Below are 25458 nucleotides of genomic sequence, written 5' to 3'. Positions count from 1 at the left end.
GACGGAAAAACGGGCGCTGCGGCGTAAAGCCAGGCAGTCAGCGCCCTGTGAAAGGTCATTTCTCAGGCGACGACTTACTCTTTTGTAACGTCTCTTTTAGCTGACCGATAAGCTGACGACGAAAATCACCGAGACGTGGTTTATCGTTATCGATCCACGGCAATGGTCGACATAGCTCCATCGCTTTTATTCCCAGTCGAGCGGTAAGGAGACCTGCGCCAATCCCCTGTGCCGCGCGCGTGGACAGGCGTGCGGCCAGATCCTGAGACATCCAGTCCATACCGACTTCACGCACCAGCTCACTGGCTCCCGCGAATGCGATATTCAGCAACACCAGACGGAACAGACGAAGGCGGCTGTAATAACCAAGTTCAATGCCATACAGCGTTGCGATACGGTTAATCAGGCGTAAATTACGCCAGGCAATAAACGCCATATCCACCAACGCTAACGGACTGACGGCGATCATCAGAGTCGATTCCGCAGCAAAACGGCTAATCTCACGTCGCGCCTGCGCGTCAAGTACCGGCTGTACCAGATGCGCATACAAACCGACGATTTCCCTGTCGTTTTGCGTTTCGTGAATAGCGGCATACCAACGTTGTAATGCCGGATGTGATTGATCAATCCCCGCCTGCTGCGCCAGTTTTTCGCAAAATGCGCGACCTTTCCCGACGCTATGGCTATGTAACAGTTCACGCGCCTCATCGCGTTCATGCGCCCGTTGACGCAAGCGCCATAATCGCCGCCACTCCGTGACCACCGATCCCACGCCAGCGCCAATGATCAGCGCGCCTGCGGCACAGCCGCCTAAAGCGACCCAGTCCTGAGTTTGCCAGGCATTCATTGTCCACTGTACGCCTTGCCCGACCACGCTCGCGCCAAACAGCGCCAGTCCTCCCATCACCATTTTACGCCACAGGCTGCGTTTGGGGCGCAGCGCGGCATCGACCGCCGCTTCTGCCACGCCTTCGTCTTCCGGACGCTCATCGATAGCCGCAGGCGCAAATGTACGCGACTCCGCTTCGCTGAAAGTTTGCTGCGCTTTGAAGGCCGACGTAGGCTCCTCCTTTAGCGGTTCTGCAAAATCAATACGCGGTTTTAACGGTTCGCTCATCGCAGCTTATCTCCTATTAAAAACTCCAGCGCAGCGTCCAGACGAATATGCGGTAACGGTTTATCAACATCCATCACCTGCGGACGAAAGGCTTCGAACTGAAAACCCTGACTATCCCAAAACGCTTGTCCCGGCAAACGCGAAGGCACTTCGCCGGGGTACACGGTTAACGGCGCGCCGTCACTCAAACGGTTTCCACGTAAAGCCGGGATTTTTTCACCGTTGACCTCAATCACGCCGCTGGTGGTCGCCTGTACCGACGCCAGCCCCAGGCAATCCATACTAATGCCTTCAAACGCGGCATTTTGCCAGGCATCCTGAATAAGCTGCTGGAGCAAGGCCACCATATTGGCATGTTGGTCGAGGGTGACATGGTCGGCTTTCGTTGCGGCGAACAGCAATTTATCAATCACCGGCGAAAACAAGCGGCGAAACAGAGTCCGCTGGCCATAGTGAAAACTTTGCATCAGCTGCGTTAAGGCGAGACGCATATCATTAAACGCCTGCGGCCCGCTATTAAGCGGTTGCAGACAGTCGACCAGCACAATCTGGCGATCAAAGCGTAGAAAATGATTTTTGTAGAACCCTTTGACCACTTTTTCGCAATAGTAGTTAAAGCGTTCGCGCAGCATTCCAGCGTTGGTTTGCTTATCCGCCTGCGCCAGTTTTGACTCGCCGTAGGCGTCCACATCCGGCCACGGGAAAAACTGCAACGCTGGCGCGCCCGCCATATCGCCCGGCAAAACAAACCGTCCAGGCTGAATAAAATGCAATCCCTGCGATTTACACTGATGCAAATAATCCGTCCAGGCGGCGGCTATCTCCGCCAGCCGGTTTTCATCGGCGAGCGCCAGAGGATCGAGCCCGTCGCAAAGTTGCCGCCATTTTGCGGCCCACTCAGCGCGTTGCCCTTGCAACAAGCCGTTCATCTGACGGGACCAGCTTAAATAATCCTGAGCCAGCATGGGCAGATCGAGTAACCATTCACCTGGATAGTCCACAATCTCCAGATACAATGTCGAGGTATCTTTAAAATGGCGCAGCAGCGAGTCGTTTGAGCGATAGCGCAATGCCAGCCGAATCTCACTGACACCGCGCGTCGGTGTGGGCCATGCGGGAGGATTGCCATAAAGCTGAAGTATCCCCTCGTCGTAGGTAAAACGGGGAATACCAAAATCACGTTGAGGCACGCGCTTTACGCCAAGCAGGCGTTCTTCGCGTACCGCGCTAAGCAACGGTAAGCGCGCGCCCGCGTGGACATTAAGCAACTGGTTAACCATCGCCGTGATAAACGCCGTTTTACCGCTGCGGCTCAACCCGGTTACGGCAAGACGCAAATGCCTGTCTACCCCACGATTGACCAGCGCGTTGAGTTCAGTTTTAAGTCGCTTCATTGACATCCTGTTGAGCCTGAAGAGAAGAAAAAATAATAACGAGCCTGCGTTATAGATATGTGCAAAAACGTTATTATCAACTACCCGGAGAGATCAACAACGGCGCATTAAGCGCCGCGGTTAGTATGAGTATTGAGCAATAGATTATCTATTTTTTTACTTTCGGCATATCAAGACGACTGATGCCGCCCATATTCATCGCGTGCGTATACCCCATATCAAGCAACATTTGTTTTGCCATGCCCGACTGTCGCCCGGAGTTGCAATATAACTTTACCGTATCGTTCCTGTCTGGAACTACCGTTTCGATATGAGATTTAATCTCCTGCAATGGGATATTAATCGCGCCCTGAATATGCTCACGTTGATATTGTTCCGGAATGCGGACATCTATCCAGTATTCTGCGGCATAAAGCGGCATGGCTATGAATAACGCTAACGCAAATATTCCTTTTTTCAACATACTTCCGTCCTGACACGTAATGTATTTCGCATACACTATACGCCAGAGCTTAACAAAATATTATGACCAGACTCGCTATTTGTAACGCTGCGAAATTTTATTCGCCGCCTTACGAAGTACTGGCTCCAGCGCAAACGCCAGCAACATTTTTAGCGGACGACGGGCGACGGATTTTACCGCCCATCCCGCCACGCCGGCAGGCCCGTAGCGTAACGCGGTCAACAGAACCAGCTTACCTGCTATTTTGAAGCCGGGCTTCACCTTCTGCCCGGCGCGTTGCCAGCGAGTATTCATCTTCACCTTCCCGATATATCACTTACAGTTGACGGAAACGACTACGCAGTGTGAACGTATCTGACGTGACGTAGCGTTCCATTTCTCGCAAACGCTTTTCGCCTGCGGCAAGCTCTCTGTCTACGGTATCCAGCAGTTCGCCGCTGGTCGGCTGCGGTTTGCCTGCGGCCAGATTATCCGGCATAGGGTCCAGTACAAAAGACAGAACGATATAGGCCACTACGGTAAAAAACGCCAGCCCAAAGAAAATCGACAGCACGACCAGAATACGTACCAGTTTTACCGGTACATCAAGGTAGTCGGCGATCCCGGCGCAAACGCCACGCACCATGCCCTTTTGCGGCATACGCCATAGTTTTTTATTCAGATTGATTCCACCCATTAGCGCTCTCTCCAGTTCGGATGCTCTGCATCAAGAATGTCTTCCAGTGCCTGAATGCGCTCGCGCATACGTTGCGCATCGTCTGTGAGTTGCAGTAAGCGTTGCTGCTCGCTTTGCGACAGTTCTCCCCGACCGGCGCGGTTGCTGTAATGCAGCCACAGCCAAATCGGTAACACAAACAACACAAAAATGGTTAACGGGATGGCCAGAAATAGCGCGCTCATGCGTTCTCCTTACACCTAAAGCTGATGAGCGACGGCGCGTACCGGCGCCGCCATTGTCATTATTGATTATCTTGCTTCATTTTGGCTTTCAACTGCGCCAGCTGCTCGCTGATTTCATCATCAGCTTTCAGGTTGGCAAACTGTTGGTCCAGCGATTGCTGCTTACCAAAACGATGGCTTTCCGCTTCCGCTTCCATTTGATCGATACGACGTTCAAAGGATTCAAACCGCGCCATGGCCTCATCCAGTTTGCCGCTGTCAAGCTGACGACGGACATCACGGGAAGAACTCGCCGCCTGATGACGCAGCATCAGTGCCTGCTGGCGAGCGCGTGTTTCGCTGAGTTTGTTTTCCAGCTCGCCAATCTCTTTCTTCATGCGCGCCAGCGTGTCATCCACCAGCGTGACTTCCTGTTCAAGCGTAGCAATTAAATCGGTCAGCTTTTGTTTTTCAATCAATGCGGCGCGCGCCAGATCGTCTTTATCTTTGCGCAGAGCCAGTTCCGCTTTTTCCTGCCACTCGGTCTGCTGAGCCGTAGCCTGTTCAATACGACGGGATAACTGTTTCTTTTCCGCTAAAGCACGCGCGGAGTTTGAGCGAACCTCCACCAGCGTATCTTCCATCTCCTGAATCATCAGGCGCACCAGCTTCTGCGGATCTTCCGCTTTTTCCAACAACGCATTGATATTGGCGTTCACGATGTCGGCAAAACGAGAAAAAATACCCATAATTCAATCCTCACATAATGTTCTGATAACGGGCGATGCCCTGCTACATGATTAATACAATTTGCGTGCCAACTTTTCATATCACTGATAATAAAGGAATTATTTCGTTTTACCTCGCCAGCAAAAAAGGATAAAGTGGTGAAAAACACTAACAAGTGGCGATTTTCATCATGGCTGAATTTAAAGATAACCTGCTCGGCGAGGCAAACCGTTTTCTTGAAGTACTGGAACAAGTCTCCCGGCTCGCGCCGCTGGATAAGCCAGTTCTGATCATTGGCGAACGCGGGACGGGTAAAGAACTTATCGCCAATCGCCTGCACTATCTCTCTTCACGCTGGCAGGGGCCGCTTATCTCGCTTAACTGCGCGGCGCTTAACGAAAACCTGCTGGACTCCGAACTGTTTGGCCATGAAGCGGGCGCTTTTACCGGGGCGCAAAAACGTCATCCCGGTCGCTTTGAACGCGCCGATGGCGGCACGCTGTTTTTGGATGAACTGGCGACAGCGCCGATGCTGGTACAGGAAAAGCTGCTGCGAGTGATTGAATATGGCGAGCTAGAGCGCGTCGGCGGCAGCCAGCCGTTACAGGTTAATGTGCGATTAGTATGCGCCACCAATGCCGATTTACCCGCCATGGTGAAGGAAGGGATATTTCGTGCCGATCTGCTCGACAGGCTGGCTTTTGATGTTGTACAACTGCCGCCGCTGCGCGAACGCCAGAGCGATATCATGCTGATGGCCGAGCATTTTGCTATTCAGATGTGTCGTGAACTACGTCTGCCCTTATTTCCCGGTTTTACCGATCGGGCAAAAGAAACGTTGTTGCATTACGCCTGGCCGGGTAATGTCCGCGAGCTGAAAAACGTAGTCGAACGTTCAGTGTATCGCCACGGCAGTAGTGAACATCCTTTGGATGAAATTGTTATCGATCCTTTTCAACGCCATCCCGCCGAACCGCCCGCGCCCGCCCTGCCAGCGGCATCCGCCACGCCTGACCTGCCGCTCAAATTACGTGAGTTTCAACTGCAACAGGAAAAAGCGCTGCTGCAACGTAGCTTACAGCAGGCGAAATTTAACCAGAAACGAGCCGCCGATTTGCTGGCACTCACCTACCACCAGTTTCGCGCCTTGCTTAAAAAGCATCAGCTTTAGCTATTTCTCCGGCTAATTGACGACATTTACGCCAGTTATCCACCGACATTTTTACGTGGCGGGCCGAAGTGCGATACACTTTGCAAATTGAACTTCAAAAACTTAACTATTATGCGCCTGGTTTTATCGTCTCTGATCGTGATAGCGGGTCTACTGAGTAGTCAGGCTACGGCTGCGACTGCGCCCGAACAAACCGCGAGTGCAGATATTCGCGATAGCGGCTTTGTGTATTGTGTCAGCGGGCAGGTCAACACCTTTAATCCGCAAAAAGCGAGCAGCGGCCTCATCGTCGATACCCTGGCCGCCCAGTTATATGACCGCCTGTTGGATGTCGATCCCTATACTTATCGTTTAGTCCCCGAGCTGGCAGAAAGCTGGGAAGTGCTGGATAACGGGGCAACGTACCGTTTTCACCTGCGCCGCGACGTTTCCTTTCAAAAAACCGCCTGGTTTACGCCGACCCGAAAACTCAATGCTGATGATGTCGTCTTTACCTTTCAGCGAATTTTCGATCGTCGACATCCGTGGCATAACATCAACGGTAGTAGCTTCCCCTACTTTGATAGCCTACAGTTCGCCGACAATGTAAAAAGCGTGCGTAAGCTGGACAATAACACCGTTGAGTTTCGCCTGACGCAGCCAGACGCCTCCTTTTTATGGCATCTGGCCACACACTACGCTTCCGTCATGTCCGCTGAGTACGCCGCGCAGCTTAGCCGAAAAGATCGTCAGGAACTGCTAGACCGCCAACCGGTCGGCACCGGGCCTTTCCAGCTTTCGGAGTACCGTGCCGGGCAGTTTATTCGTCTCCAGCGTCACGATGGGTTTTGGCGCGGCAAACCGCTGATGCCACAAGTGGTGGTGGATTTAGGCTCCGGCGGTACCGGGCGTTTATCGAAATTACTGACCGGTGAATGCGATGTTCTGGCCTGGCCCGCCGCCAGCCAGCTAACTATTTTACGCGACGATCCGCGTTTGCGCCTAACGTTGCGCCCGGGGATGAATATCGCCTATCTGGCCTTTAACACCGATAAGCCGCCGTTGAATAATCCCGCAGTGCGCCATGCGCTGGCCTTATCGATCAACAACCAGCGTTTGATGCAGTCGATTTATTACGGCACGGCAGAAACCGCAGCCTCCATTTTACCGAGAGCCTCATGGGCTTACGATAACGATGCCAAAATTACGGAGTACAATCCGCAAAAATCGCGCGAACAGCTAAAAGCGCTGGGCATTGAGAATCTTACGCTGCATCTCTGGGTGCCGACCAGTTCTCAGGCCTGGAACCCAAGTCCGCTAAAAACGGCGGAGCTTATTCAGGCGGATATGGCGCAGGTTGGCGTAAAAGTGGTCATTGTGCCGGTTGAAGGCCGCTTTCAGGAGGCGCGCCTGATGGATATGAATCACGATCTGACCTTATCCGGCTGGGCCACGGACAGCAACGATCCGGATAGCTTTTTCAGACCGCTGTTAAGCTGTGCAGCCATCAATTCGCAAACCAATTTCGCCCACTGGTGTAACCCTGAATTTGACAGCGTGCTGCGTAAGGCACTGTCGTCGCAGCAGTTGGCTTCGCGCATAGAAGCGTATGAGGAAGCGCAGAATATCCTGGAAAAAGAGCTGCCGATACTGCCGCTGGCATCATCACTACGCCTGCAGGCTTACCGCTACGATATTAAAGGGCTGGTGTTAAGCCCGTTCGGCAATGCGTCTTTTGCCGGCGTCTCCCGCGAAAAACACGAAGAGGTGAAAAAACCATGATTATCTTCACCCTGCGTCGGTTATTGCTGTTGCTGGTGACGCTGTTCTTCCTGACCTTTATCGGCTTTAGCCTGAGCTATTTTACGCCGCACGCGCCGCTACAAGGCGCATCATTATGGAATGCCTGGGTTTTCTGGTTCAACGGTCTGCTGCACTGGGACTTTGGCGTGTCCAGCATTAACGGCCAGCTGATCTCCGAACAGCTTAAAGAGGTGTTTCCCGCCACGATGGAGCTGTGCATTCTCGCTTTTGGTTTTGCGCTGATGGTCGGCATCCCGGTCGGGATGCTGGCTGGCGTGACGCGTAGCAAATGGCCGGATCGTTTTATCAGCGCGCTGGCGCTATTAGGTTTCTCAATTCCGGTTTTCTGGCTGGCGCTTCTGCTCACACTGTTCTTTTCGCTCACGCTGGGGTGGCTGCCGGTATCCGGGCGCTTTGACCTGCTTTATGAAGTTAAACCGGTTACCGGTTTCGCCATCATTGACGCCTGGATTTCAGATTCGCCGTGGCGCGATGAAATGGTGATGAGCGCCATACGGCATATGGTTTTACCGGTGCTCACGCTTTCCGTCGCGCCGACCACAGAAGTGATCCGCCTGATGCGAATCAGCACTATTGAGGTCTACGATCAGAACTACGTTAAAGCGGCGGCCACGCGCGGCTTGTCGCGCTTTACGATTTTACGTCGCCACGTGTTGCATAATGCGCTGCCGCCGGTCATTCCCCGTCTTGGTCTGCAATTTTCAACCATGTTAACGCTGGCGATGATTACCGAAATGGTTTTCAGCTGGCCAGGGCTGGGACGATGGTTAATTCACGCCATTCGTCAGCAGGACTATGCCGCTATTTCCGCTGGCGTGATGGTCATTGGGTCGCTGGTTATTGTGGTCAATGTGATTTCCGATATTTTGGGTGCTATGGCTAACCCTCTGAAACATAAGGAATGGTATGCCTTACGATAGCGTATACAGCGAAAAGCGCCCGCCGGGCACCCTGCGCACTGCCTGGCGCAAATTTTATAGCGACGCGCCTGCGATGGTGGGCCTGTATGGATGCGCCGGTCTGGCGTTGCTGTGTATTTTTGGCGGCTGGATCGCGCCCTATGGTATCGATCAGCAATTTTTGGGCTATCAGCTACTGCCGCCCTCCTGGTCACGCTATGGCGAAGTCTCCTTTTTTCTGGGGACTGACGATCTGGGGCGCGATGTGCTGAGCCGCCTGTTAAGCGGCGCGGCGCCCACGGTCGGCGGCGCGTTTATCGTAACGCTGGCGGCTACGCTATGTGGATTAGTCCTCGGCGTAGTGGCAGGCGCGACGCACGGTTTACGCTCTGCCGTACTGAACCATATTCTGGACACGCTGCTTTCCATCCCTTCGCTCTTGCTGGCGATTATCGTCGTGGCATTTGCCGGCCCACATCTGTCACACGCGATGTTTGCCGTCTGGCTGGCCCTGTTGCCGCGAATGGTACGTTCCGTCTACAGCATGGTGCATGATGAACTGGAAAAAGAGTACGTCATTGCCGCCCGTCTGGATGGCGCGACAACGCTGAATATTCTGTGGTTCGCCATTTTACCGAATATTACCGCCGGTCTGGTCACCGAAATTACCCGGGCGCTGTCGATGGCGATTCTGGACATCGCCGCGCTGGGATTTTTAGATCTCGGCGCGCAGCTTCCCTCTCCCGAATGGGGTGCCATGTTGGGAGATGCGCTGGAGCTAATCTATGTCGCGCCGTGGACCGTTATGCTACCCGGCGCGGCGATAACGCTCAGTGTTTTACTGGTAAACCTGCTCGGAGATGGGATTCGTCGTGCGATTATTGCGGGGGTGGAATAATGCCGTTACTGGATATCCGCAATCTCACCATTGAATTTAAAACCAGCGAAGGCTGGGTAAAAGCGGTCGATCGCGTCAGTATGACATTAAGCGAAGGCGAAATTCGCGGCCTGGTAGGTGAGTCGGGTTCCGGAAAGAGCTTGATTGCTAAAGCTATTTGCGGCGTCGCGAAAGACAACTGGCGAGTCACTGCCGACCGTATGCGTTTTGATGATATCGATCTGCTGCGCCTCTCCTCTCGTGAACGGCGTAAGCTGGTCGGGCATAATGTGTCGATGATCTTCCAGGAGCCGCAGTCGTGCCTTGATCCTTCCGAACGCGTCAGCAGCCAGTTAATGCAAAATATTCCCGCCTGGACCTATAAAGGCCGCTGGTGGCAGCGTTTAGGCTGGCGTAAACGGCGTGCAATTGAATTACTGCACAGGGTGGGAATTAAAGATCATAAAGACGCGATGCGCAGTTTTCCCTATGAGCTGACCGATGGTGAGTGTCAGAAAGTCATGATCGCTATCGCGCTGGCGAATCAACCGCGACTCCTGATCGCTGATGAACCCACCAACTCAATGGAACCGACGACACAGGCGCAAATTTTTCGCCTGCTGACCCGACTGAATCAAAACAGTAATACCACCATTCTGTTGATTAGCCACGACCTGCAAATGCTGAGTCAGTGGGCTGACAAAATCAACGTTTTATACTGCGGCCAGACGGTAGAAACCGCGCCAAGTAAAGATCTGGTGACGATGCCACATCATCCTTATACGCAGGCGCTTATCCGTGCGATTCCGGATTTTGGCAGCGCGATGCCGCATAAAAGCCGTCTGAATACGCTGCCGGGTGCGATCCCGCTACTGGAGCAGTTACCGATAGGTTGTCGTTTGGGGCCGCGCTGCCCTTACGCGCAACGAGAATGCATTATCACGCCACGCTTAACCGGCGCGAAAAATCATCTCTATGCCTGTCATTTTCCGCTGAATATGGAGAGAGAGTGATATGGTGGAAACTCTGCTTGAAGTGCGCAACCTGAGTAAAACCTTTCGCTACCGGACAGGATGGTTTCGCCGCCAGACCGTAGACGCCGTGAAACCATTAAGCTTTACGCTTCGTGAGCGTCAGACCCTGGCCATTATCGGCGAAAACGGTTCCGGCAAATCCACGCTGGCAAAGATGCTGGCCGGCATGATTGAACCTACCAGCGGCGAGCTTCTTATTGACGATCATCCCCTGCATTACGGCGACTATTCGTTTCGAAGCCAACGTATTCGAATGATTTTTCAGGACCCCTCAACGTCACTGAATCCACGTCAACGTATTTCACAGATCCTTGACTTCCCCCTGCGCCTTAATACCGATCTGGAGCCGGAACAGCGGCGCAAACAGATTGTCGAGACGATGCGTATGGTAGGGCTATTGCCCGATCATGTGAGCTACTACCCGCATATGCTGGCGCCGGGGCAGAAACAACGTCTGGGCCTGGCCCGCGCGCTGATTTTACGCCCTAAAGTCATTATCGCGGACGAAGCGCTGGCTTCGCTTGATATGTCCATGCGCTCGCAGCTCATCAATCTCATGCTTGAATTGCAGGAAAAGCAAGGCATCTCCTATATCTATGTCACGCAGCATATCGGCATGATGAAACATATTAGCGATCAGGTATTAGTGATGCATCAGGGGGAAGTGGTTGAACGCGGCAGCACCGCCGATGTGCTCGCCTCTCCGCTACATGAGCTTACCCGCCGTTTAATCGCAGGTCATTTTGGCGAGGCGCTGACTGCTGACGCATGGCGAAAGGATCGCTAAGCGAAACAAATACCCTCAGTTCGATTCTCTGAGGGTGTTCACGCGACTGCCCAACAGCAATGTTTCCACCTCTTCTAACGCAACGGAAGGAAATAACGTGCCCTGGGTTGCCCAAATGCCTGCCGTTTTTAACATCGGCAAATAGCGCGTGTTTTCCTGGCCACCCACCACGATCTTGTCACAATAACGCCGGATATGTTTGACAAGCAGCGGAAACGTCATTTTTTCAATTTGTGAGACAAAAAAGCTGCGGTCAAGTTTTACGCCACTAAAACACCCGCAAACTAATGGCGCAGCGGTTGCGTTCCCTACGCCCAGGTCGCCCAGCCATAATGGATTAGGTTGTTTATGAAGCGCGTGTATTAAAGGATCGACTAAGACGTTATCTTGACATGAAAAATGTTCAACGACCTGCAGTTCCACAAATAGCATGGCGTGTAGTAACGCGCGAATATCTTTGTCCTGAAGGACAAGCTGCGCCATACCCCGATCGATATTTATGATACAGAACAGGCCGTGGCGTAGAAACCAGCCATGTTTAGCCGCGATTGTCCGCAGCAGATCAAGCAGAAAACGGCGCTTCTGCGAATTGTCCCATGACGAGATAACAAACTCAGGGTGTAGCGGACGAGCGGGCGACGATGCAAAATGGGTAGTAATTTCGACACCCAGTAAATCCCCCTCCATTGCCCTTATCGGCTCTGCCATAAAAAAATAGCGCATGTGACCACTCCACTTGATCTTAACTCCCTGATAATGCGCTTTTAACGCAAATCAATCAATAAAAACGATCAATATATAAAAAATGATCGAAAAAAACAATATACGTTAACTTTATGATAACTTGCTAATTTTATGTTTTGAGAATGTTCCTCTCTTGCTATAATGAAATTTACATACTACGCCAAACAATGCTAATACGACGGAATGAGACCATCCGTAAAGCCAGGTTCTTCTTGCCTGGCAGAGAGGAGAAATCAAGGCGAGTGAGTGTTAATGCGTAATCACGAGGCATTTCACCCACTATGGCAGCACGGCATCGCCAACCCTGGTTGCGAGTTGCATCTCCGTTGCAGGCTGTCCAGATCCCGCGAACAACCTTTAAGCGAATAGCAACTCTTAATAGTTGATCGGTAAATCTGTAGCGAATGAGCCCCCGGCGATTCGCAGAAAAGAACGGAACTAAAGGCTATTTTTTAATTCATCCTTTAATACTTTAGCCACAAGAGTCCCTTCCTCCGGTGCGGCTAGTTTAAAACGTCTTCCTGGCGCAGGTGCCTGTGTTTGCTCTCCGATTAATTCATCAAGCTCCGTAATAAGTGACTTATAATATTCAACATCTTCATCATTTCCTTCGGTCTCGGCCCGCTTTAATTTTATCATGTGATGGGTCTTAATTTGCTCTTCCAGTTGTGCTGTTGCAAGAGAAACGCTTCGCTGTTGCCGGGATTCTTGTGACAGCACGATTTGATCGCCATCCACAAAGAAAAGAACCCCCTCTTTAACCAGAATATTACCTAAGATATTTATATCATGCATATAAACCCCTCGGGATTTAAGAAGTGCCTCCGCCATGCGATAGTTATCTTCATCTTCAACATCTAACTCCTGACCTTTAATATATTTTGAAACTAAAACCGTAACGTCTTTACCATTAATATTCATGATGGCCGAACGAGAAAAATTCTTGTCGCCATTGGCCATATTCAAATACTTACTGACTCGCTCAGGATGACAATTACGATGTTCTGAAGAGGTAACATCCACATTTATTCCCCGCTCATTAATTGGAATCTTAACAACAAAGTCATCATTTAACAGATAAACAGTCCCATAACTTCCGCTACCTATTTTATTTTTTTCAATATCAGTCATGCGAATATTTTTCTGAAACTCCGACGAGTTAATAAACGCCTCTATTGCCGCTGGTTGTGATGTATCCGTCTGATCAATAGCGCCGCTCTCATCACCAGACGCCGTGGCGGGCGTGGTCAGGAAGTCTATCAAACGTTGCTCAAAAGTGTCATAGATCCCATTACTACCTGCTTCGTTCGGCGGCAGATTATCATTATCCAAAGCGGCAAGCGTTATTTTCCCGGTATTATAATTAAACATCGTTTCTTTTAAAAAATCGACGCAACGCTCAGAACACTCCGTCTCGGTCACTAATATTCCATCGTAAAACAGTTTTAGCAGTAACATATTCTCTTGAAATGCTAATACCTCTACAGTATATTTATCTCTTGTTTCAGGTCTGGAGGCATCAATAAGTTTAATATATCCAAGAAGGGGTCGCCATCGTGTACAGTCGTCATCTCGCTTCGAAAATGGTCCCGGAGAGAAAGGCCCTTTAATATCGGAATGGTCTTTTTTTTGGCACAGTAGATTATATATTTCTCTATAATCAGAAATCAAACTTCGATTGGTGAATATATTCCTGAAAAAATCTATAAATTTCTCACACGTTGAAAAAACATGCTCTCTTTTATTATCGATGATATCTCTTAAATACCTTTCTGATATCTGGCAGCTACGATTTCCGATATGAAATGTAAACGGCATATGTATCACCCCCTCTAAAATTTATTATAATAAACATGCAAACATATAAAAACCCGATTTGTAACTACTGCAATCACCTGATTTCCAAAAATTTTCATATTCAGCATTACTCTGTATCAACAAATAGAGAAAACCTACAACACCTAAAAAAGAAATTATTTTTGTTAAGCATTTGCTGGTTAAAGTTACATGTCCATGACATCGTTAATAGGTGAGGAAAACCATTCGGATGAATATTCTGGCTTCCTACAGAACCTTTATTTGTCTGGTGGAAGGCGCATCGCTATCGTACTTACTGTCCGTCCCGGTGTCTCTGGTTGGATGAGGCGAACCTTACACTAGCTGGTATACTGCACCGTAGAGCCTGTCCCATTAGACTCTTTGATTTGCCAGTTTGGCCCTGGGGAACGCTCAAAATCCTCAGGGACTTCGTTACCGTGTGGTTTTAGAACGTCACCTGCTGGAGATAGCAGCGGAAAAATAGCGTGACACACGGGGCCAGGAGTGGGATATAATTTCAGACTAATTTCGAATAATGTTGAAAAGTTGCTGTTAACCATTGTTCGTAAAAGCAAAAAATAAGCAATGACTATAAGGATTAAAGCTATGGGTTTTCTTTCCGGTAAGCGCATTCTGGTCACTGGCGTGGCCAGTAAACTGTCCATCGCCTACGGTATCGCACAGGCGATGCACCGCGAAGGAGCTGAACTGGCGTTCACCTACCAGAACGACAAACTGAAAGGCCGCGTAGAAGAATTTGCTGCCCAGCTGGGTTCCAGCATCGTTTTACCGTGTGATGTCGCTGAAGATGCCAGCATTGACGCTATGTTTGCAGAGCTGGGTAACGTTTGGCCGAAATTTGACGGTTTCGTACACTCGATCGGTTTCGCGCCTGGCGATCAACTGGACGGCGATTATGTTAATGCGGTTACCCGCGAAGGCTTTAAAATCGCTCACGATATTAGCTCTTACAGCTTTGTTGCCATGGCGAAAGCCTGCCGCGCCATGCTGAATCCGGGTTCTGCGCTGTTGACCTTGTCTTATCTGGGAGCGGAGCGCGCCATCCCGAACTACAATGTCATGGGTCTGGCGAAAGCCTCTCTGGAAGCTAACGTGCGTTATATGGCAAATGCTATGGGACCGGAAGGCGTTCGCGTCAACGCCATCTCTGCGGGTCCAATCCGCACGCTGGCGGCGTCCGGTATTAAAGACTTCCGTAAAATGCTGGCGCATTGTGAAGCCGTTACGCCAATTCGTCGCACCGTGACCATTGAAGATGTGGGTAACTCAGCGGCGTTTCTGTGCTCCGATCTCTCGGCAGGCATTTCTGGCGAAGTCGTTCATGTTGACGGCGGGTTCAGCATTGCGGCAATGAATGAACTGGAACTGAAGTAAGCGCATTAAGTTTATTAGCGGGCGGCACGGCTGTGCCGCCCCATTCCCCTCACTCACCGCTCATCTCGTTATATAGCGTTCTGATATTTGTTATCACCTAACAATCTTTCATCCCTTTCCCGCATACGCCAGGATAATCCAGCATAAACGATCCGACGTCGAATCATTATCGATCGCCATTTCATCCTCGGGAAACCCTATGGAACAATGCCGAAAAGCGGGTAAAAGCCACTGGTATCATGAAACACAATCCACTATGTCGTCACAAACCCCGCTTTCGCTGATGCCGGAAGCCGCGTATGTTAACGATCGTTTTTTACTGGATTTAACGGTAGCAGAAACCGCGTTGACGCCTTTTGAATCATGGTTAAAGCCAGCTCGCCAGTTGGCGGATGTCTTATTTCCCCGCACGGTTCTCAACGACCGGCTTCATACGTTTAGTGCCTATGAACGTATGAGCACCGCCCTGACCGCCGCTCAGGTATTTGGAGTTCAGCGTTTGTGTCGCCATTATGCCGCGCGTCTGGCGCCACTACCTGGCCCTGACGCCTCAAGAGAGAGCAATCAACGGCTGGCGCAAATTACGCAATACGCTCGTCAGCTTGCCGGCTCCCCCTCCGTTATCAATACGCGAGCCCGCGAACAGCTTGCAGAGGTGGGATTAACCGCCCGGGATACCGTACTCATCAATCAGATCATTGGGTTTATCGGTTTTCAGGCGCGGGTAGCGGCGATATTTCAGGCGTTTTGCCGTCTGCCCGTGCGCGAGCTGCCCGGCCAGGAGATGCAGCGCTTTGCCAGGGCCGCGCGGTTTCAAAACCCTCAGACGACATGGCGGCCCGCCGCCAGTCTGGTAGAATATCCTCCCGCCCATACCAAAGTTCGGCGGCAATATTCGTCTTCACAATGCCAAATGATGGCGCCGGTACTCATCCGCGATCCGTCTTCATTCGCGTTACTCGAACGCATACTGACCAGCACATTACACACCGCGTTGCCCCCTTCTTTACTTCCACTTATCACGCTCCTCACATCACGTATCAACGGCAGCGCCGCCTGCTTTAACGAACAGGCAACCCAACCTGGCGCGTGGCGCCGCGCTGTTATCACGTTACGCCAGGAAGACGACGACATCGCTCGTTGGGAGCTTGAGCCTGCGCTGACACAGGCGATACAATGGCTCACCAGGGCGCCCGATCGCTTTAGCGCCGCGCATTTTTTCCCGCTACTCACCAGGGGAGTTTCATCGGAGCAGGCCATTAATATGTTAGGCTGGTGCGGCGTGTGCGGATGGTTAAATCGTTTAAAAATCGCGTTGGGCGAAACCAATTAACTCATCCATTACTGAAAGAGCGCTTGCTGCGCCAGGCAGAATCGCGTAAAACTGTCAGCCGCTCTTTTGGCTACGAAAATAGACGAATATGTTTCAGGACAACCCGCTGCTAGCGCAGCTTAAACAGCAACTGCATTCCCAGACGCCGCGCGCTGAAGGGGTCGTAAAAGCCACGGAAAAAGGCTTTGGCTTCCTTGAAGTTGACGCGCAAAAAAGCTATTTCATTCCTCCGCCGCAGATGAAAAAAGTGATGCATGGCGATCGTATCGTCGCGGTCATCCACACGGAAAAAGAACGGGAGTCTGCCGAGCCGGAAGAACTGATCGAACCGTTCCTGACGCGCTTTGTGGGAAAAGTTCAGGGTAAAAATGACCGCCTGTCCATCGTGCCGGATCATCCGTTGCTGAAAGACGCGATTCCCTGCCGCGCCGCGCGCGGCGTTCAGCATGAGTTCAAAGAAGGTGACTGGGCGGTTGCCGAAATGCGCCGCCATCCGCTTAAAGGCGACCGTTCGTTTTACGCCGATTTAACGCAGTACATCACCTTTGCCGACGATCACTTTGTTCCCTGGTGGGTTACGCTTGCCCGCCACAACCTGGAAAAAGAAGCGCCGAACGGCGTAGCGACGGAGATGCTTGACGAAGGGCTGGAGCGTCAGGATCTGACCGCGCTGAATTTCGTCACTATCGATAGCGCAAGCACTGAGGATATGGATGACGCGCTTTATGCTGAGGAATTAGCGGACGGCAGACTCCAGCTTACGGTGGCTATCGCCGATCCTACCGCCTGGATTGCCGAAGGCAGTAAGCTGGATAACGCCGCGAAAATTCGCGCCTTCACCAACTACCTGCCGGGCTTCAATATTCCTATGCTGCCGCGTGAGCTGTCTGACGATCTGTGCTCGCTGCGCGCCAACGAAGTGCGTCCGGCGCTCGCCTGTCGCATGATTATCGCCGCGGACGGTGCCATTGACGATGATATCGCCTTTTTTGCGGCCACGATCGAATCGAAGGCCAAGCTGGCGTACGACAATGTCTCCGACTGGCTGGAAAATAACGGCACCTGGCAGCCGGATAACGAAGGCATTGCCCAGCAGATTCGTCTGTTGCACCGTATTTGTCTAAGCCGCAGTGAGTGGCGTCATCATCATGCGTTAGTCTTTAAAGACCGCCCGGATTACCGCTTTGTGCTTGGCGAAAAAGGCGAAGTATTGGATATTGTGGCGGAACCGCGCCGTATCGCTAACCGTATCGTAGAAGAGTCGATGATCGCCGCTAACCTTTGCGCCGCGCGCGTACTGCGCGATAAGCTCGGTTTCGGTATTTACAACGTACATACGGGCTTCGATCCCGCGAATGCCGACGCGCTGGCCGCGCTGCTTAAAACGCATGGTCTGCATGTCGATGCCGAAGAGGTGCTGACGCTGGAAGGCTTCTGTAAACTGCGTCGCGAACTGGATGCGCAGCCCTCCGGTTTCCTTGACAGCCGCATTCGTCGCTTCCAGTCTTTTGCGGAAATCAGCACCGAGCCGGGGCCGCATTTCGGTCTTGGTCTTGAGGCTTACGCCACCTGGACCTCTCCCATCCGTAAGTATGGCGATATGATTAACCATCGCCTGCTGAAAGCGGTCATCAAGGGGGAAGCTATTGCGCGTCCGCAGGAAGATATCACTCAGCAAATGGCGGAACGTCGCCGCCTGAACCGTATGGCTGAGCGCGATGTCGGCGACTGGTTATATGCACGCTTCCTTAACGATAAGGCGGGAACAAATACCCGTTTCGCGGCAGAAATTATTGACGTCAGCCGCGGTGGTATGCGTGTGCGACTGGTCGATAACGGCGCTATCGCCTTTATCCCTGCCCCGTTCCTGCACGCCGTTCGCGATGAACTGGTATGCAGCCAGGAAAACGGTACGGTACAGATTAAAGGTGAGACGGTTTATAAAGTGACGGATGTCATTGATGTCACTATTGCGGAAGTTCGCATGGAAACCCGCAGCATTATTGCCCGACCGGCAGCGTAACCACGCTTAGCTCGCTCAACGGCCTTTGCTGAGAAGGCAAAGGCCGCTTCTTTTCTTCTTCTCCCTTCCGTCATGCTCTAAGTTTAATCTTATTCAAACGCTCCATTTCTTGTTATTTTTAGCTGGCGACTATGCTTTTTCCAGAATCTGGATTACATATGAATACATAGATAAAACAATACGTTCAGCCATAATTATCCTTATTTATAACATGGCTAACCTTTCTTTTCAGGCACCTGGCGCTTAAATGGGATGGTACGCATGATGAAACAGATTCAGGAACAAACGGCGCTAAATCCCCTTCACTCTCACTGGCGTCTGGCTGATGACCGCAACGTGCTGTATCTCTCCCCGACAGGTGAAACGGATACAGAAAAAACGGTTGAGCTATCGCCGGAGCAAGCCGGGCGTATCCGGGAAATAACGGCGATTACGTCCAGTCTGCTGATAACGTTGTTGATAGAAAAACAGGTTACCGCAGTGCACCTGGTAGGCCGTAAGGTTAATAACCGTGAATGGGCTGGCAGCCTGGCAACCTGGCCTGATACGCCTGCCGTCGCGCCAACGCAGGCGCAGGAGCTCTCTTTTGCCGAGCAAATCGTATCAGAAGCCAACTCAGTCATTGCGATACTGGATAGTCGGGGAAAAATCTGTCGATTTAATCGGTTATGCGAAGAGTACACGGGCTTAAAAGAGCGAGACGTAATGGGTCAAAGCGTCTTTAAATTATTTATGAGTCGCCGGGAGGCGGTTGCCTCCCGACACTACATTGAGAATTTTTTTCGCAATGGCAATGCCTATGAAATCGAACGCTGGATAAAGACCCGTAAAGGCCAACGCCTGTTCTTATTTCGTAATAAATTCGTCCATAACGGCAGCGGAAAAAACGAAATTTTCCTGATCTGCGCAGGCACGGATATCACCGAAGAAAGGCGGGCTCAGGAGCGTTTACGCATACTGGCGAATACAGACACCGTCACCGGCCTGCCCAATCGCAATGCTATTCATGAATTTATTAATCATGCTATTGCCTCGGCTGGCGAGTCGCAGGTGGGTATCGTTTATCTCGATCTGGATAATTTCAAGAAAATTAATGACGCCTATGGGCATATGTTTGGCGATCAGCTCTTACAGGCCGTTTCGCTGGCGCTGTTGCGTTGTCTGGAGGAAGATCAATTGCTGGCCAGACTGGGGGGAGATGAATTCATTGTCCTCGCTGCCCATACATCTCAGGCCGCGCTGGAAGCAGTAGCCTCACGAATCCTTACCCGTCTGCGGCAACCGTTTCGTATTGGACTCATTGAAGTTTACACAGGATGCGCCATTGGCATTTCGTTGGCCCCCCGGCACGGACAGGACAGCGAAAGTCTCATTCGCACTGCCGACACCGCAATGTATAACGCCAAAGAAGGCGGCCGCGGTCAGTTTTGCGTTTTTTCGCCGGAAATGAATCAGCGCGTATTTGACTATCACTGGCTGGATACAAACCTGCGAAAAGCGCTGGAAAACGACCAGTTACTTATTCACTATCAGCCCAAAATTACCTGGCGCGGCGAAGTACGTAGCCTGGAAGCGCTGGTACGCTGGCAATCGCCGGAACGCGGATTAATTCCGCCGCTGGAGTTCATCTCATACGCCGAAGAGTCAGGACTCATCGTCCCGCTGGGCCGCTGGGTGATTCTGGATGTGGTTCGCCAGATTGCGAAATGGCGCGATAAAGGGATTAACTTGCGCGTAGCCGTTAACTTTTCGGCGCGACAACTGGCCGACCAGACGCTTTTTACTGCGCTTAAACAGGCTTTGTACGATCTGAATTTTGAGTATTGCCCGATCGATGTCGAGCTAACAGAAAGCTGCCTGATTGAAAACGACACGCTGGCGCTATCGGTTATCCAGCAATTTAGTCAGCTCGGCGCTCAGATTCATCTGGATGATTTTGGCACCGGGTATTCTTCGCTTTCTCAACTCGCCCGGTTCCCTATTGATGCCGTTAAACTGGATCAGGCTTTCGTCAGAGATATCCATAAGCAACCGCTGTCGCAATCTCTGGTTCGGGCGATTGTAGCAGTGGCTCAGGCGCTAAATTTACAAGTGATTGCCGAAGGCGTAGAAAATGCTAAAGAAGATGCCTTCCTGACAAAAAACGGCGTCAATGAACGACAGGGCTTTTTATTCGCCAAACCTATGCCCGCCGTTTCTTTTGAACGCTGGTACAAACGTTATCAGACGAAAAAAATGCGTTAATGGTGGCGATAATAGAGAAAACAGCCTGTGCAGGCAGGCGTAACCCTATTTTTCCCTTCTCTTTTCAGATTAATTTCTGCATCATGAATTCAAACCTTTTCTGACATTAAGGATGACAAACAAACATGTCTGATATCGAAGCACAACGAATTGCCGCACGCATTGATACCGTGCTGGATATCCTTGTTGCTGGCGATTACCACTCGGCCATCAATAACCTTGAAATATTGAGAGCAGAGCTGTTAGATCAGGTTAAAGACGGTATCTCGCCATCCCAGGCTCCCGGTTCGCCCTGGGAAATCTGATAGCGATTATTTGTCCGGGATGGCCGTTAGCCCTTCCCGGCTCTCTGACTGTCTGTTGACTCCTCTTAACGTATAAAATTAATACTATGAACTCCCGACAACAATCAATTTTGCAAATGGTGGTTGATAAAGGCCAGATGAGCGTTGCTGAACTGGCGAAAATTACCGGCGTATCTGAAGTCACGATTCGTCAGGATCTGAATACCCTGGAAAAACAGAGCTATTTACGCCGTGCGCACGGTTTCGCCGTTTCGCTTGAGAGCGATGACGTAGAGACTCGCATGATGACGAACTACACGCTAAAACGCCGACTGGCGGAGTTCGCCGCCTCGCTGGTCAGTCCAGGGGAATCCGTTTTTATTGAAAATGGCAGTAGCAATGCGCTATTGGCCCGGACGCTGGCGGAACAAAAAGATGTCACGATCATCACCGTGAGCAGTTATATCGCGCACCTGCTCAAAGAGACCCCTTGCGAAGTCATTCTCCTCGGTGGAATCTATCAGAAAAAAAGTGAAAGCATGGTAGGGCCGTTGACGCGACAGTTTATCCATCAAGTGCATTTCAGCAAAGCATTTATCGGTATTGATGGCTGGCAGGCTGATACCGGCTTTACCGGACGCGATATGATGCGATCGGATGTGGTTAACGCTGTTCTGGAAAAAGGCTCAGAAGCGATTGTCCTCACCGACAGCTCCAAATTTGGCTGTGTGCATCCCTATCCCCTGGGCCCGCTCTCTCGCTTTCATCGTGTCATTACGGATTCCAAAATTTCCGCCAGCGATCAAATGCAGTTAGAACATGCAGGGCTGCTGGTCAATGTTATTGGCTCATCCGTTTAAAATATTTCCCGATGGTTTGCCCTATGGCAAACCATCCTCTCTCTAAGACTTTTCTGACATCCCAATTAAGACTATTTACCTGTTGTAACGAGCGTAACGTCGTAAAATTAATATTAGCGAAATAACAGGAAGTGACTATCACCTGCGTGATATACCCCTGCGCAATCAGGTTTTACGGAAAATCTCTTAACAGGTTTTATTTTAACTATAGTTATAGTGAGCTTAATTCCGTGAATCGTTAATTCAGGAGAGAGTATTATGTTTATGACGAGCAAAAAAATGGCCGCTGCTGTGCTGGCAATCACTGTAGCAATGTCTCTGAGCGCCTGCTCAAACTGGTCCAAGCGCGATCGCAACACGGCTATTGGCGCAGGTGCGGGGGCGTTAGGCGGCGCAGTGTTAACGGACGGCAGTACATTAGGCACCCTGGGCGGCGCGGCGGTCGGCGGCGTGATTGGTCACCAGGTCGGAAAATAATCCAGACGTTTAAATATTGAACGGCTCAAAATAATACGTTTATACCCTTCATACTTCAAGTCGCTTATGTGTTGGCTACGCTCACTCACCCCAGTCACATAGTTATCTATGCTCCTGGGGACTCACTCCCTTGCCGCCTTTAAGCAACTCGAATTATTTTGGGTATATTCTTTTCAGGTCAGGATTACAAAAATAGACAAAGTTGACTTTTACGCCACGGTAATTTACAACCGTGGCGTTTTCATTAGCCGCCAGCTAATTTTACTTTCATTCCTTTAGCTTCCAGCAATGATTTTATCAAGTCGCGTTTATCACCCTGAATTTCAATAATCCCTTCTTTTACTGCCCCGCCGCAGCCGCATTTTTTCTTCAGTTCAGCCGCCAGTTTGGTTAATTCCGCATCATTCATCTCGATACCGGTAATCAAACATACGCCTTTACCCTTACGGCCACTGGTTTGACGCTGAATGCGAACGATACCATCCCCTTTGGGACGAACCGGCGCCGTTTTAGGTTCTTCAATGCGCCCCGTCTGTGTTGAATAAACCAGACGACTATTGGAATCGCTCATTATGCCTCCCGTTTCAGTGACGCGTTAATATCCTTCAGCGTTTGCGCCGGATCTACCGATTGCGTAACCGGGCGGCCAATCACCATATAGTCGACGCCGGCGGATAATGCCTGTTCGGGCGTCATAATGCGTCGCTGGTCGCCTGCCTCGCTGCCTGCGGGCCGAATGCCCGGCGTCACCAGCTTAAATGCAGCGCCAAAGGCCTGTTTAAATCTGACCGCTTCCTGAGCGGAACAGACCACGCCATCCAGCCCGCATTGCTGCGTCAGGCGCGCCAGCCGCTCCGCATGTTCCGCCGGTGACAACGTCACGCCCAGATCGCGCAGATCGCTGGTTTCCATACTGGTCAACACGGTCACGGCAATGAGCAACGGCGCATCTTTACCGAATGGCACCAGCGCGTCGCGCGCTGCGGCCATCATTCTCGCCCCGCCAGACGCATGAACGTTTACCATCCAGACGCCCAGGTCTGCCGCTGCAGCGACTGCCCGGGCCGTGGTGTTGGGAATATCATGAAATTTTAGATCAAGAAAGACATCAAACCCACGTTGCTGGAGATCCCGAACGAGCTGTGGACCAAACAGCGTGAACATCTCTTTGCCCACTTTTAAGCGACAATCGCAAGGATCGATTTTATCGACAAACGCCAGGGCTTTATCGCGTTCATGGTAATCCAACGCCACAACGACAGGCGATTCAGTAATAGCGCAGGAAGAAGATGAAGCAGTAAACGTCATGACCAGACCTTCTTGATGATGGGCACCGGAAGTGGCGCAAATTGGATAAACGGCGTGCATTCTACCTGTGGCGCAGGGAAATTAACAGGTTCGATTGATAACCTGATAAGCCCTGGCTGCCGATGCCAGCGTCGTTTTTAGTTTTACGTCATTAAGTATGTTGTAACTAAAGTGAGGCTTTTTTTTATATACTACTGCCCATCAAGTCCGCGAATAGGTTTAATGGTCGACCATGCCCGGCAGGACGGACAGTGCCAGTACAAGGTATAGGCGGTAAAACCGCATTTCTGACAACGATACCGCGGTTTACTGCGCACCTGCTCGCCAACCATATCACGCAGTACCATCAGGCTTTCTTTCGCTCGCCCTTCTTCCGCCTCGTTGAGATGGTAATCCATCAGCTTATGGAACACCCGCATGGTAGGATGTCGCTGTAGCTGACGCGTGATATAGACTTGAGCTGCGTCACTACCTTCACGCGCTTCCAGAATATCGGCAAGCATTAACTCAGCGCCAGCACCGGTATTCTCCTCTACGGCGCGGCGTAAAAACTCCGCCCACTCGGCATTTTTACCGAGCTGTTGATAACAGGTTTGCAGCATCTCCAGCGTTTCGCTGACCAGCTCTTTATCCTGAACGATCACACGTTGCAGGCTTTCGACCGCTTTGGCGTAATCCCCTCTCGCCATATAAACGCGCCCCATCATGATAGACACCCTGGCGCTATTTTTATCTGCGGCGGCACCTTTTTTCAGCAACGCCATCGCGCGATCCATGTCGTCGTTGCCCATCTGCTGTAACGCTAACTCACAGTAAAAATGGGCGATTTCGATACGCTGTTTATCTTTGCCCAGTTTCACCAGCCGTTCTGCTACTTCGATCGCCTTTTGCCAGTCGCTGGTTAGCTGATAGATTTGCAAGAGCTGCTGTAACGCGCCTACGCGAAACTCCGTTTCGTCGGTAAGTTGGTTAAACATATCTTCCGCGCGGTCATATAAACCGGCGGCCATATAGTCGCGCCCCAGTTGCTGAACAGCCAGTAAACGCTGTTCATAGGTCAATGAAGCGCTTTCCATGAGCGTTTGATGAATACGAATGGCGCGATCGACTTCGCCGCGAGAGCGAAACAAATTACCGAGAGTGAGATGAGCCTCAACGGTGCCGGTATCCTCTTTAAGCATATCGAGGAACAGATCCACCGCTTTATCTTGTTGGTTACTCAGCAGGAAGTTAACCCCTGCGACATAATCGCGCGACAGGCGGTTAGCTTCATCCTGTTTTGTTTGTTGCGCACTTCTGCGACCCATATACCACCCATAGGCAGCGGCTACAGGCAACAGCAGAAATAACAACTCCAACATAAATGATTATTCCTTTACAACCGACGAATCGGCAGTGACCGCAACATCGGTTGCTGGCGAGAGCTTGTTTTCCAGTCGTTTAATTTTACGTTCAGCGCGGGCAAGGGAAACGCGGACCCGCAGCCAGAACAGGCCGCAAATCAGCCAGCCAATCGCAAAACCGACGGCGAACAGCACCGCAAGCAACGTGGAGATACGATACTCCCCTTGCGCCAGCAGGTAGTTAAACGTCACCTGTTGATCATTCTGCGCGCCCAGCGTCACCGAAATAACAAAAATCGCCAATACCAGTAAGAAAATGAGTAAATATTTCACATTACTTCCCGTTATGTGGTTTGCGCGAATAAATCGTGTCCAACTTACCGCATCCAGCCTTCTAAATTACCATTTTCCCGCCTCGCGCGAAATGGAAATGCGCCCGCCATCAGATGATTTAAGGGCAATAGTCAGAAAATCAA

General features: G+C 51.1%; 26 protein-coding genes and 2 pseudogenes. 15 read left to right on the top strand and 13 right to left on the bottom strand.

The features are described 5' to 3' along the window. Positions 1-55: 55 nt before the first annotated feature. The 7 genes from ACLD4K_RS01635 to pspA form a co-directional block, all read right to left on the bottom strand. Positions 56-1117 carry a YcjF family protein gene (locus tag ACLD4K_RS01635; RefSeq protein WP_001294463.1) on the bottom strand — a complete coding sequence of 354 codons (1062 nt, stop codon included), beginning with the start codon at positions 1115-1117 and terminating at the stop codon, positions 56-58. Further along, positions 1114-2511, bottom strand: coding sequence for a YcjX family protein (locus ACLD4K_RS01630; RefSeq protein ID WP_411011271.1), 1398 nt, complete (start codon positions 2509-2511; stop codon positions 1114-1116). Before ACLD4K_RS01630 ends, ACLD4K_RS01635 begins: the two co-directional genes overlap by 4 nt. A 148-nt stretch (positions 2512-2659) precedes the next feature. Next, a complete protein-coding gene (gene pspE, locus ACLD4K_RS01625) occupies positions 2660-2974 on the bottom strand; it encodes a thiosulfate sulfurtransferase PspE (protein WP_000913430.1) in 315 nt (104 codons plus the stop codon). A gap of 75 nt (positions 2975-3049) precedes the next feature. Further along, the gene (pspD, locus tag ACLD4K_RS01620) at positions 3050-3268 is read right to left on the bottom strand and encodes a phage shock protein PspD (RefSeq protein WP_001097607.1); all 219 of its coding nucleotides are present in this window, start codon (positions 3266-3268) and stop codon (positions 3050-3052) included. Between the two features lie 22 nt (positions 3269-3290). Further along, complete coding sequence (gene pspC / locus ACLD4K_RS01615; protein WP_000508938.1) at positions 3291-3650, bottom strand: envelope stress response membrane protein PspC; 360 nt, start codon at positions 3648-3650, stop codon at positions 3291-3293. Then, positions 3650-3874, bottom strand: coding sequence for an envelope stress response membrane protein PspB (gene pspB / locus ACLD4K_RS01610; protein WP_001274953.1), 225 nt, complete (start codon positions 3872-3874; stop codon positions 3650-3652). The genes pspC and pspB overlap by 1 nt, the downstream gene beginning before the upstream one ends. Before the next feature lie 59 nt (positions 3875-3933). Next, positions 3934-4602: a phage shock protein PspA gene (gene pspA, locus ACLD4K_RS01605; protein ID WP_000511000.1), complete on the bottom strand. Its 669-nt coding sequence runs from the start codon at positions 4600-4602 to the stop codon at positions 3934-3936. Positions 4603-4772: 170 nt separating this feature from the next. On the opposite strand from pspA, the gene pspF reads away from it, so the two are divergent. From pspF to sapF, 6 genes are all read left to right on the top strand, one after another. Then, complete coding sequence (gene pspF, locus ACLD4K_RS01600; protein ID WP_411011270.1) at positions 4773-5753, top strand: phage shock protein operon transcriptional activator; 981 nt, start codon at positions 4773-4775, stop codon at positions 5751-5753. A 111-nt stretch (positions 5754-5864) separates the two neighbouring features. Then, a complete protein-coding gene (sapA, locus tag ACLD4K_RS01595) occupies positions 5865-7514 on the top strand; it encodes a peptide ABC transporter substrate-binding protein SapA (RefSeq protein ID WP_001241629.1) in 1650 nt (549 codons plus the stop codon). Further along, positions 7511-8476, top strand: coding sequence for a peptide ABC transporter permease SapB (gene sapB, locus ACLD4K_RS01590; RefSeq protein ID WP_000583298.1), 966 nt, complete (start codon positions 7511-7513; stop codon positions 8474-8476). Before sapA ends, sapB begins: the two co-directional genes overlap by 4 nt. Further along, positions 8463-9353 (top strand): peptide ABC transporter permease SapC, encoded by an 891-nt coding sequence (sapC, locus tag ACLD4K_RS01585; protein WP_001146150.1) that lies wholly within the window; start codon positions 8463-8465, stop codon positions 9351-9353. The genes sapB and sapC overlap by 14 nt, the downstream gene beginning before the upstream one ends. Then, positions 9353-10345: a peptide ABC transporter ATP-binding protein SapD gene (gene sapD, locus ACLD4K_RS01580; RefSeq protein ID WP_183059638.1), complete on the top strand. Its 993-nt coding sequence runs from the start codon at positions 9353-9355 to the stop codon at positions 10343-10345. Before sapC ends, sapD begins: the two co-directional genes overlap by 1 nt. Position 10346: 1 nt before the next feature. Continuing rightward, positions 10347-11153: a peptide ABC transporter ATP-binding protein SapF gene (gene sapF / locus ACLD4K_RS01575; RefSeq protein ID WP_000230462.1), complete on the top strand. Its 807-nt coding sequence runs from the start codon at positions 10347-10349 to the stop codon at positions 11151-11153. Between the two features lie 15 nt (positions 11154-11168). Here sapF and ACLD4K_RS01570 read toward each other — a convergent pair whose 3' ends face one another. Both ACLD4K_RS01570 and steC read right to left on the bottom strand, forming a co-directional pair. Then, positions 11169-11876: an EAL domain-containing protein gene (locus ACLD4K_RS01570; RefSeq protein WP_411011269.1), complete on the bottom strand. Its 708-nt coding sequence runs from the start codon at positions 11874-11876 to the stop codon at positions 11169-11171. A gap of 459 nt (positions 11877-12335) precedes the next feature. Further along, positions 12336-13715 carry an SPI-2 type III secretion system effector kinase SteC gene (gene steC, locus ACLD4K_RS01565; protein WP_411011268.1) on the bottom strand — a complete coding sequence of 460 codons (1380 nt, stop codon included), beginning with the start codon at positions 13713-13715 and terminating at the stop codon, positions 12336-12338. A 35-nt stretch (positions 13716-13750) separates the two neighbouring features. On the opposite strand from steC, the gene ACLD4K_RS01560 reads away from it, so the two are divergent. The 9 genes and pseudogenes from ACLD4K_RS01560 to osmB all read left to right on the top strand — a co-directional run bounded on the left by ACLD4K_RS01560 (position 13751) and on the right by osmB (position 22331). Next, positions 13751-13930, top strand: a complete 180-nt coding sequence (locus ACLD4K_RS01560) for a hypothetical protein (RefSeq protein ID WP_411011267.1) — start codon at positions 13751-13753, stop codon at positions 13928-13930. Next, a pseudogene (locus ACLD4K_RS01555) lies at positions 13905-14204 on the top strand (hypothetical protein). The gene ACLD4K_RS01560 and the pseudogene ACLD4K_RS01555 overlap by 26 nt, the downstream one beginning before the upstream one ends. A 117-nt stretch (positions 14205-14321) precedes the next feature. Continuing rightward, complete coding sequence (fabI, locus tag ACLD4K_RS01550; RefSeq protein ID WP_000506498.1) at positions 14322-15110, top strand: enoyl-ACP reductase FabI; 789 nt, start codon at positions 14322-14324, stop codon at positions 15108-15110. 199 nt (positions 15111-15309) lie between these two features. Then, positions 15310-16287, top strand: a pseudogene (locus ACLD4K_RS01545) (CMD domain-containing protein); the annotation flags it as partial. Positions 16288-16531: 244 nt separating this feature from the next. Further along, complete coding sequence (locus tag ACLD4K_RS01540; protein ID WP_058110715.1) at positions 16532-18466, top strand: exoribonuclease II; 1935 nt, start codon at positions 16532-16534, stop codon at positions 18464-18466. 261 nt (positions 18467-18727) lie between these two features. Beyond that, positions 18728-20710, top strand: a complete 1983-nt coding sequence (pdeR, locus tag ACLD4K_RS01535; protein ID WP_411011266.1) for a cyclic di-GMP phosphodiesterase — start codon at positions 18728-18730, stop codon at positions 20708-20710. A 125-nt stretch (positions 20711-20835) separates the two neighbouring features. Then, the gene (locus tag ACLD4K_RS01530) at positions 20836-21015 is read left to right on the top strand and encodes a hypothetical protein (RefSeq protein WP_001279854.1); all 180 of its coding nucleotides are present in this window, start codon (positions 20836-20838) and stop codon (positions 21013-21015) included. Between the two features lie 86 nt (positions 21016-21101). Then, on the top strand, positions 21102-21854 hold the full coding sequence (locus ACLD4K_RS01525; protein ID WP_001088593.1) for a DNA-binding transcriptional regulator YciT: 753 nt from the start codon (positions 21102-21104) through the stop codon (positions 21852-21854). A gap of 258 nt (positions 21855-22112) precedes the next feature. Continuing rightward, positions 22113-22331, top strand: coding sequence for an osmotically-inducible lipoprotein OsmB (gene osmB / locus ACLD4K_RS01520; RefSeq protein WP_000481166.1), 219 nt, complete (start codon positions 22113-22115; stop codon positions 22329-22331). A gap of 244 nt (positions 22332-22575) precedes the next feature. On the opposite strand, the gene yciH is transcribed toward osmB, so the two are convergent. The 4 genes from yciH to ACLD4K_RS01500 all read right to left on the bottom strand — a co-directional run bounded on the left by yciH (position 22576) and on the right by ACLD4K_RS01500 (position 25315). Then, complete coding sequence (gene yciH, locus ACLD4K_RS01515; protein ID WP_001285199.1) at positions 22576-22902, bottom strand: stress response translation initiation inhibitor YciH; 327 nt, start codon at positions 22900-22902, stop codon at positions 22576-22578. Next, on the bottom strand, positions 22902-23639 hold the full coding sequence (gene pyrF, locus ACLD4K_RS01510) for an orotidine-5'-phosphate decarboxylase (RefSeq protein ID WP_411011265.1): 738 nt from the start codon (positions 23637-23639) through the stop codon (positions 22902-22904). Before pyrF ends, yciH begins: the two co-directional genes overlap by 1 nt. A gap of 191 nt (positions 23640-23830) precedes the next feature. Further along, complete coding sequence (gene lapB, locus ACLD4K_RS01505; protein ID WP_000891378.1) at positions 23831-25000, bottom strand: lipopolysaccharide assembly protein LapB; 1170 nt, start codon at positions 24998-25000, stop codon at positions 23831-23833. A 6-nt stretch (positions 25001-25006) separates the two neighbouring features. Further along, a complete protein-coding gene (locus ACLD4K_RS01500; RefSeq protein WP_023227065.1) occupies positions 25007-25315 on the bottom strand; it encodes a LapA family protein in 309 nt (102 codons plus the stop codon). Positions 25316-25458 lie beyond the last annotated feature (143 nt).

The sequence above is a fragment of the Salmonella sp. 741265055_HSA genome, assembly GCF_046569525.1.
Classification (GTDB): domain Bacteria; phylum Pseudomonadota; class Gammaproteobacteria; order Enterobacterales; family Enterobacteriaceae; genus Salmonella; species Salmonella enterica.
The sequence above is the reverse complement of the archived record's forward strand: the minus strand, read 5'-3'. Positions and strand labels throughout refer to the sequence as shown.